Genomic DNA, 9,019 nt, shown 5'->3' with positions numbered 1-9,019 from the left:
GAAGTCAGCCCCTCCGGCGCTTGAGGAGCGGGGGGTCCGGGGGCAGCGCCCCCGGGTACGGGACGGGTAGGGGCGGAGGGGGCGAAAGACGCCTACGCGCCCCGGGTCAGGGACAGCAGGTCGCGGGCCGGGCCCGTGGGCCGGTGGCCGGTGGGCCAGACGGCGCGGAGGTCCCGGGCCAGCCGGACATCCGCGAGCGGAATGCTCACGAGCCGCCGCCCGGACAACTCCTCCCCGAGGGCGAGTTCACTGAGCACGGCGGGCCCCGCCCCACTCACCGCCGCCGCCTTCACCGCGGTGGTGGAGGACAGCTCGATGAGCGGACGCGCGAGCCCCCCGAGCGCGGCGTCGAGCACCTGCCGCGTCCCCGACCCCTCCTCCCGGAGGATCAGCGGCGTGTCCGCCAGCTCGGCCGCGGCGAGCGGAGCGCGGCGGCGCGCCCAGGGATGCCCGGGCGCCGTGACCACGATCAGCCGGTCGCGCGCGATGACGGTGGCGTCGAGCCCGGTCGGCACGGAGAGCCCCTCGACGAATCCGAGGTCCGCCTCCCCGGCGAGGAGCCGCTCGGCGACGGCGGCCGAGTTCCCCGCGCGCAACGACACCGCCGTGTCGGGCCGCTGGGCGCGCAGGGCGATCAGCCAGCCGGGCAGCAGGTACTCGGCGATCGTCATGCTCGCGGCCACCCGCAGCCGTGAGTCCCGCCGGTCCCGCAGCGCCTGCGCCCCCGCGTCGAACGCCTCGGCCGCGTCGACCACCCGGCGCGCCCAGTCCGTGACGAGGGCTCCCTCGTGGGTGAGCCGGGAGCCGCGCGGAGAACGGTCCACGAGCGCCACGCCGAGCTGACGTTCCATGGAGCGGATCCGGCTGCTGGCGGCCGGCTGCGTGATCCCCAGCTCGCGTGCGGCGCGCCCGAGGCTCCCGAGCCGCGCCACCGCGAGCAGCAGTTCCAGCGCGCCCAGATCGGGCACCCGGTGCGCGATCCCGCGTCCGGCCCGTTCCTCACCAGCACTGCTACTCATAAACTCAGCTTATGCCCTCATAGGTGCAAGCTCCCTGGTGGGGAGCCCGGACCCGCGCGACCGTGGGGGCATGGTCACCGCAGCCCAGCCCTTCTCCGCCGACCCGGCCGACGCCGTCCGTGTCACGCGGTCCCCGCACACGACTCGGGACCGGGCCGTCGCCGCGGTCCGTCATCTCGGCCCGAACTGGTACGCGTCGGTGATGGGCACGGCGATCGTGGCGACGGCGGGCGCGGGGCTGCCGGTCCAGGTGCCGGGGCTGCGCACGGCCTGCGCCGTGGTGTGGGCGCTGTCCCTCACGATGCTGGTGGCGCTGCTCGCCGCCCGTGCCGTGCACTGGAGGCACCACCCCGACCAGGCCCGGGCGCATCTCCTCGACCCGGCGACGGCCCCGTTCTACGGGTGCCTCGCGATGGCGCTGCTCGCCGTCGGCGGCGGGACCCTGGTGGTCGGCGCGGACTGGATCGGAACAGGGGCGGCGGTCGCCGTGGACACCGTCCTGTTCACGGCCGGGACCGCGCTCGGACTCGCCGCCGCGGTGGCCGTCCCGTACCTCATGGTCGTCCACCACCGGATCGAGCCGGGGCAGGCGTCCCCGGTGTGGCTGCTGCCGCTCGTCGCCCCGATGGTGTCGGCGGCCCTCGGCCCGCTGCTGGTGCCGCATCTGCCGGCCGGTCAGCCCCGCCAGACGCTGCTCCTCGGCTGCGTCGCGCTGTTCGGGCTCAGCCTGCTCGCCGTCCTCGTGATGCTGCCGATGGTGTTCGCCCGGCTCGTCACCTCGGGTCCGCCGCCCCTCGCGCTGACCCCGACGCTGTTCCTGGTGCTCGGCCCGCTGGGCCAGTCGACGACCGCGGTCGGCAAGTTCGCCGACGTGGCTCCGGGTGCGCTGTCCGCCTCGTACGCCCGGGGCTTCGCCTTCTTCGCCGTCCTCTACGGCGTTCCCGTCATGGGGTTCGCCCTGCTGTGGCTCACGCTGGCCGCCGCCCTGGTCGTCCGGGCCCGCCGCCGGGGCATGGGCTTCGCGATGACCTGGTGGGCGTTCACCTTCCCGCTGGGCACCTGCGCGACCGGGGCGGAGAGCCTGGCCCGGCACACCGGCCTGGCCGCCTTCGACGTCCTCGCCGTCACGCTCTACGCCCTGCTGGTGGCCGCGTGGTCGGTGGCCGCCGTGGGCACCGCCCGGGGCCTGATCAGCGGCCGGCTGCTCGCAGCGCCGCGCTGAGCCTCCCCGGTGCCTCGGCCATCGAGGGCCCGTACCAGGTCAGCATTCGGCCGTCGACCAGGGCGCAGGGGGTGCCCGGGAAGGACTCGGGTCCGTCGTCGGGGGTGAAGCGGTACGGCTCGTCGGGCAGGACGACCAGGTCGGGGGAGGCGGCGGTCAGTTCGGCGAGCGGGACGCGCGGGTAGCGGTCCTCGTGGTCGGCGTACAGGTTGTCGACGCCGAGTCGCGCGAGCACGTCACCGGCGAACGTGTCCCGGCCGAGCACCATCCAGGGCCGCCGCCAGACGGGCACGACCGCGCTGCGGCGGTGCTCGGGCGCGGGCGGCTCGGCCCACGCGGCCTCCGCCGCGTCCAGCCACCGGGGACGACCGCGCGCCCCGCAGGCCCGGAGCACCCGGTCGAGTTCGCGCAGGGCATCCGGCACGTCCCGCACCTCGGTGACCAGGACCTCGATGCCGGCCTGGCGCAGGGCGGTCAGATCGGGCTCCCGGTTCTCCTCCTCGTTGGCGACGACGAGGTCGGGCGCGAGCCGTGCGACGGTGTCGACGTCGGGGTTCTTGGTGCCGCCGATCCGTTGGACGTCGAGGCCCGCGGGGTGGGTGCACCAGTCGGTGGCGGCCACGAGGACGCCCGGCAGGGACACCGCCACGGCCTCGGTGAGGGAGGGCACGAGCGACACCACGCGCGGGCCCTTCGGCCGCCTCTCCCCCGTCGTCGGGACGTGGTCGGTCGCGCCCGGTGCCACCGGTCAGCGCCTGCCGAAGCGGTGCCGGTCCTCCACCGCGTCGATGTGGTCGGCGACCTCCACGACGATCACGCGGGTGTCCGGCACGGTGGCGCGCCAGCGGTGCCGGACGCCGCCCGTCAGGTAGAGCGTGTCGCCGCGTCCGAGGCGATGGGCGCGGCCCTCCGCCTCCACCTCGACGGCGCCGTCGCACACGTACATCAACTTGTCGTTGCGGTGCTGGAGTTCGCGTCCCTCGTCGTGGTCGCCGGTGAACTCGGTGGCGTGCAGCTGGTGGTGACCGCGCACCAGGGGGCGCACCTCCGCTTCGGGACCGAACTCGGCGCTCGCGTCGGCGCGCACGACATCGACACTGCACGCCGGGTCGGCCGCGGCGAGCAGTTCGGCGGCGGTGGTGTCGAGGGCTCCGGCGACTCTCTCCAGGGAACTTCTGCTGGGCCGCGCCCGCTCGTTCTCCACCTGGCTGAGAAAGGGAACCGACAGGCCACTGCGTTCGGCCACGACGGCGAGGGTGAGTCGCAGCGCCCGGCGCCTCCGGCGAACGGCCGCACCCACGCGAAGCGGTTGTTCTTTGTGGTCGCCCATCGCTCCGGCTCCCTCCCTCGTCTCGTCGGTCCACGAACCGTCCGGTTTCCGGCCCGCTCCTTCTGATGAGTTGTTTGCACCCTACGCATGTTCGGCAAACCGTTTCATGGACCCGTCACATCGCTGTCACATCGAGGGAGTGTGAGGGTTACAGTTCGCGCCGGACCGGCCTCCTCGCGCCCCTTCGCACCCGGCTCTCCCACGCGGCACGAGACGACCCGCCGACCGGGCGGCGCCGACGCTCCGGACCGGGTCACCGCGCCAGGACGACGTGAAGTGAGGTGCTCCGGGGCCCGGTTGGCCGTCGGAGCGGACCGCCGGACGCGGCCGCGCCACCGTCAGCAGTTGTCCGGATCTCTCCTCGTACGCCAGTACGCGACCGCCGGTCGCCCTCGCCCGGGTGTGCGGGCCGGCATCCGCGCGGTACCCGGCCGGCGTCCGGAAGGGAGGGATTCGCCGGTCCGGGAAAGCCCCGAGGGGTGGTCCTCGTCGCCCCGGTCAAGACCGGTGCGGCGAGGACCACCCCTCGGAGTGAACCGTCCGCCACCCTTGGGGGTGAACCGCTCGACGGCTACTGCGGGGTCATCCGCTGCACCATGTCCGGGTGCTCCTTGAGCCACGCGGACACGGCGTCCTCCTCGTGTCCCTGCCCGCGCTGCTTGATCTCGCTCTCCAGGCTGCCGAGTTCGGCCTCGCTCATCCTGAAGTTCTTGATCCACTCGGTGAGCTTCGGGTACTGACCCGGGAACTTCTTGCTGGAGATGGTGCGGATCGTGTTGCCCTCGCCGAACAGCTTCTTGTCGTCGGCGAGCTTGGTGAGCTTGTACTCGCTGTAGGCCCAGTGCGGCGACCACAGCACGACCGCGACCGGCTCCTTCTTGGCGTACGCGCGCTTCAGCTCGGCGAGCATCGCGGGCGTCGAGCCGTCGACGACCTTGTACTCCTTGTCGAGGCCGTAGCCCGGAAGGACCTTCTTCTTCAGGAGGTTCATCTCACCGGTGCCCGGCTCGATACCGATGATCTTCCCGCCGAAGGTCTTCGACTTGCCCTTGAGATCGGCGAGGGACTTGACGTCCTTCACGTACGAGGGGACCGCGACCTCCAGGGAGGTCGGCTTGTACCAGGTACCGAGGTCGTTCAGGTCCTTCTTGTGCTGGTCCCAGTAGTTGGACTGGGCGTACGGCAGCCAGGCGTCGAAGTTGAGGTCGAGGTCGCCGGAGGCCAGGCCGGTGTAGACCGGGCCGACGTCCATCTGCTTCAGGTTGAGCGTGTAGCCGCGACGGGCCAGCACGTTCTTCCAGAGGTAGGTGACGGCGACGTCCTCGTCCCAGGGGAACCAGGCGACGTCCAGCGCGCGCTTGGCCTCGGCCGGGGTCCCGGCGGAAGCGTTCTTGACCGGGGCCAGCTTGTCGACGACGCCGGGGTTCTTCTTCAGCCAGGCGCGCACGGCGTCCTGCTGCTTGCCCTTGCCGACCTTGTTGATCTCGGCCTCGAGGTCGGTGAGCTGCTTCTCGGTCATCTTGAAGTTCTTCAGCCACTGGCCGACGACCGGGTTGTCCTGGGCGAAGCCCTTGCGGGACAGCGTGTGCACGCCGTCGCCCTTGCCCCAGGCGCCCTTGGGGTCCTTGAGCTTCTTCAGCTTGTAGTCGCTGTAGGCCCAGTGCGGCGACCACAGGGTGGCGACGATCGGCTTCTTCGCGGCGTAGTCGCGCTTCAGCTCGGCCAGCATCGCCGGCGTGGAGCTGTCGACGACCTTGTACTCCTTGTCGAGCCCGTACGCCTTGAGCACCTTGCTCTTGAGCAGGCCCATCATTCCGGCGCTGGACTCGATGCCGGTGATCTTGCCCCCGAAGGTGCCGGCCTTGCCCTTGAGGTCCTCCAGGGAGTCGATGCCCTTCATGTAGGCGGGCACCGACAGCTCCAGGGACGTCGGCCCGTACCAGGAGCCCAGGTCGTCGAGCTGCTTGCCGTACTTCTTCCAGTACTGCGCGTGCGTGGTCGGCAGCCAGGAGTCGGTCTCGAAGTCGACGTCGCCCTGGGCGAGCGAGGTGTAGAGCGGGCCGGCGTCGAACTGCTTGACGTCGACCTGGTAGCCGCGCTCCTCCAGGATCTCCTTCCAGAGGAAGGTGGAGGCGACGCCCTCGTCCCAGGGGATGTAGCCGATGGTGACCTTCTTGCCCTGGCCGACGTTCTCGCCGTCGGCCGCGGTGGAGGGCGAGCCCGCACCGCCGAAGACACCCATGCCGCCCGCGACCAGGGCGAGGACGACGACGCCCGCCATGGCCACGACGGGACGCGGACGGTACGACCAGATCTTCAGGCCCTGTGCGGCGCGCAGCTTGGCGGCGGCGCGACGGCCGAGCGGGGAGACCTGGGTGCCCAGCGCGCTGGTCATGCGGTCGAGGTAGATGGCGAGGATCACGATGGCGACGCCGGCTTCGGAGCCGAGGCCGACGTTCAGCTGGCCGATGGCCTCGTTGACGTCGCCGCCGAGACCGCCGGTGCCGACCATGCCCGCGATGGCGGCCATGGACAGGCCCAGCATGATGACCTGGTTGACGCCCGCCATGACGGTGGGCAGCGCCAGCGGAAGCTGGATGCGCAGCAGGGTGTTGCGCGGGGTGGTGCCGAACGCGTCGGCGGCCTCGACCAGTTCCTTGTCGACCTGCCGGATGCCCAGCTCGGTCATGCGGACACCGGGGGCCAGCGCGAAGATCAGGGTGGCGACGATGCCGGCGGGGGCACCGGTGCCGAAGAACAGGATCGCCGGGATGAGGTAGATCATCGCGGGCAGCGTCTGCATGAAGTCGAGCACGGGCCGCACGATGCCGCTGACCCGGTCGGAGCGGGCCGCCCAGATGCCGACGGGCACCGAGACGACGAGCGCGATGAGCGTCGCGACGAGGACCAGCGAGAGGGTCACCATCGCGTCCTCCCACAGTTCGAGGGAGTCGATGAAGGCGAAGCCCACGAAGGTGAGGACACCGGCGGAAGTGCCGCGCAGCCAGAAGGCGATGACGGCGAAGATGCCGGCGAGGAGGAGCGGCTGGGGCGCCTGGAGGACGGCGTCGATGCCGTCGTAGGTGCCGGAGAACACGGTCTTGAGGAAGTCGAAGAGCCACGCCATGTGGTTCAGCAGCCAGTCGACCGCGTCGTTGACCCAGTCGCCGAAGGGGATCCTAGGCACCGGCCTTCACCTCCTCGTTCCGCGGGCTGGGACACGGCTCGGGCGTGCCCTGTTCGTCGCCGAGGAAGCCGACGAGGCGCTGCCGGGGGACGACCCCGACGAGGGTGTGCTTCGTGTCGACGACCGCGACCGGGTGGGTGAGACGGGCGCTGATCGCGCAGAGGTCCACGAAGGAGGTGTCCGGCGCGGCGGTCTCGCACGCGCAGTCGGCCTCGTCGCCACGTATCGCGGTGTCCATGACGGCGCCCGCGGTCAGTACACGCGAGCGGTCGACGTCCTGGGTGAAGGAGGCGACGTAGTCGTCGGCGGGGCGCACGAGGATGTCCTCGGCGCTGCCTGTCTGGACGATGCGGCCGTCGCGCATGACGGCGATCCGGTCGCCCAGGCGCATGGCCTCGTTCAGGTCGTGGGTGATGAAGACGATGGTCTTCTTCAGCTTCTTCTGGAGCTCGATCAACTGGTCCTGCATGTCGCGGCGGATCAGCGGGTCGAGGGCGCTGAACGACTCGTCCATGAGCAGCAGGTCGGCGTCGGTGGCGAGCGCGCGGGCGAGACCCACGCGTTGCTGCATACCGCCGGACAGCTCGTCGGGCCAGGACTTCTCCCAGCCGGCGAGGCCGGCCAGTTCGAGGGCCTTGGTCGCCCGCTCCTTGCGCTCGGCCGCCGGGACGCCCTGGACCTCCAGGCCGTAGGCGGCGTTCTCCAGCACGCTGCGGTGCGGGAACAGCGCGAAGTGCTGGAAGACCATGCTGATCTTGCGGGAGCGGACCTCGCGCAGGTCGCGGGCGCTCAGGCCGGTCAGGTCCTGGCCGTCGAAGCGCACGTGTCCGGCGGTGGGCTCCAGCAGTCCGTTGAGCATGCGCAGCAGCGTGGACTTGCCGGATCCGGACAGGCCCATGACGACGAAGATCTGGCCCGGCTCGACGGTGAAGGACGCGTCGATCACGGCGGCGGTGGTGCCGTCGGCGCGCAGTTCCTCACGGTCGACTCCGTCACGGAGCCGCTCCACGGCCGCTTCTGGTCGTCTTCCGAACACCTTGTACAGATGGTCGGCCTCAAGCCTGGATGACACGTGGTGCCTCTCGGTCGGACAGGGGAACGGGCTGAACGAACGCCTACGACGTTCCCGACAACTGGTGGCGGTTGAATGCACAACCGAGTTCGCTCAGAGGCGGCGCCTGCCCACGCTTACACAATGCAAACACGGGAGTGGTCCAGGTCACTGTCAGTGGCGTACGGCATGATGCGGTTCGTGACACAGCAGACTCGACGACTCATGCTCCTCGACACCGCCTCGCTGTACTTCCGCGCCTATTTCGGCGTGCCGGAATCCGTGCGGGCCCCGGACGGCACGCCGGTGAACGCCGTGCGCGGGCTGCTGGAGTTCATCGACCGCCTGGTCAAGGACCACCATCCCGACGACCTGGTGGCCTGCATGGACGCGGACTGGCGTCCGCAGTGGCGGGTCGACCTGATCCCGTCGTACAAGGCGCACCGGGTGGCGGTCGAGACCGAGACCGGCCCGGACGAGGAGGAGGTGCCGGACACCCTCTCGCCGCAGGTGCCCGTCATCGAGGACGTCCTGGACGCGCTGGGCATCGCCCGCGTGGGCGTCGCGGGGTACGAGGCGGACGACGTGATCGGCACCTTCACCGGCCGCGCCACCGGCCCGGTGGACATCGTCACCGGCGACCGCGACCTCTACCAGCTCGTCGACGACGCGCGCGGGGTGCGCGTCCTGTATCCCCTCAAGGGCGTCGGGACGCTCCAGCTCACTGACGAGGCCTGGCTGCGCGAGAAGTACGGAGTGGACGGCACGGGGTACGCGGATCTGGCGACGCTGCGCGGCGACCCGAGCGACGGGCTGCCCGGGGTGCCCGGGATCGGCGAGAAGACCGCGGCCAAACTGCTCGCCGAGTTCGGTGACCTGGCCGCGATCATGGCCGCGGTCGACGACCCGAAGGCGAAGTTGACCCCTTCGCAGCGCAAACGTCTCGCAGAGTCGCGGCCCTACGTCGCCGTGGCGCCCACCGTGGTCAAGGTCGCCGGTGACGTGCCGCTGCCCGAGGTGGACACGACCCTGCCGCGCGCCCCGCGCGACCCCGCCGCACTGGACGAACTCGCGGCGCGCTGGGGTCTCGGTGGATCGCTGCACCGACTCCTCGCCACGCTGGAGACATAGCAGAACCCTTCCGGCATAACTGGTGGCGCCCACGCATGGGTGCCACCAAGGAAGGAGTGCTAACTTAGGTAAGCCTAAC

7 protein-coding genes are annotated in these 9,019 nt (G+C 71.1%); 2 read left to right on the top strand and 5 right to left on the bottom strand.

Annotation, left to right across the window (positions count from 1 at the left end):
* Positions 1–92 precede the first annotated feature (92 nt).
* Positions 93–1,019, bottom strand: coding sequence for a LysR family transcriptional regulator (locus AB0C62_RS29765; protein ID WP_362978313.1), 927 nt, complete (start codon positions 1,017–1,019; stop codon positions 93–95).
* 70 nt (positions 1,020–1,089) lie between these two features.
* Here AB0C62_RS29765 and AB0C62_RS29760 point away from each other — a divergent pair, with 70 nt between their 5' ends.
* Positions 1,090–2,241, top strand: a complete 1,152-nt coding sequence (locus AB0C62_RS29760) for a TDT family transporter (protein WP_362978311.1) — start codon at positions 1,090–1,092, stop codon at positions 2,239–2,241.
* Here AB0C62_RS29760 and AB0C62_RS29755 read toward each other — a convergent pair.
* The 4 genes from AB0C62_RS29755 to AB0C62_RS29740 form a co-directional block, all read right to left on the bottom strand.
* Positions 2,210–2,923, bottom strand: coding sequence for a helical backbone metal receptor (locus AB0C62_RS29755; RefSeq protein ID WP_362978309.1), 714 nt, complete (start codon positions 2,921–2,923; stop codon positions 2,210–2,212). The genes AB0C62_RS29760 and AB0C62_RS29755 overlap by 32 nt on opposite strands.
* Positions 2,924–2,989: 66 nt before the next feature.
* The gene (locus tag AB0C62_RS29750; RefSeq protein WP_362978307.1) at positions 2,990–3,571 is read right to left on the bottom strand and encodes a helix-turn-helix domain-containing protein; all 582 of its coding nucleotides are present in this window, start codon (positions 3,569–3,571) and stop codon (positions 2,990–2,992) included.
* A 571-nt stretch (positions 3,572–4,142) separates the two neighbouring features.
* The gene (locus AB0C62_RS29745) at positions 4,143–6,758 is read right to left on the bottom strand and encodes an ABC transporter permease/substrate binding protein (protein WP_362978305.1); all 2,616 of its coding nucleotides are present in this window, start codon (positions 6,756–6,758) and stop codon (positions 4,143–4,145) included.
* On the bottom strand, positions 6,751–7,830 hold the full coding sequence (locus AB0C62_RS29740) for a glycine betaine/L-proline ABC transporter ATP-binding protein (RefSeq protein ID WP_362978303.1): 1,080 nt from the start codon (positions 7,828–7,830) through the stop codon (positions 6,751–6,753). The genes AB0C62_RS29745 and AB0C62_RS29740 overlap by 8 nt, the downstream gene beginning before the upstream one ends.
* A 171-nt stretch (positions 7,831–8,001) precedes the next feature.
* Between AB0C62_RS29740 and AB0C62_RS29735 the strand changes: the two genes are divergently transcribed.
* Positions 8,002–8,940 (top strand): 5'-3' exonuclease, encoded by a 939-nt coding sequence (locus AB0C62_RS29735; RefSeq protein ID WP_362978327.1) that lies wholly within the window; start codon positions 8,002–8,004, stop codon positions 8,938–8,940.
* Positions 8,941–9,019: the final 79 nt, after the last annotated feature.

It is taken from the genome of Streptomyces sp. NPDC048643 (assembly GCF_040650615.1).
In the GTDB taxonomy this organism is placed as follows: domain Bacteria; phylum Actinomycetota; class Actinomycetes; order Streptomycetales; family Streptomycetaceae; genus Streptomyces.
The sequence above is the reverse complement of the archived record's forward strand: the minus strand, read 5'-3'. Positions and strand labels throughout refer to the sequence as shown.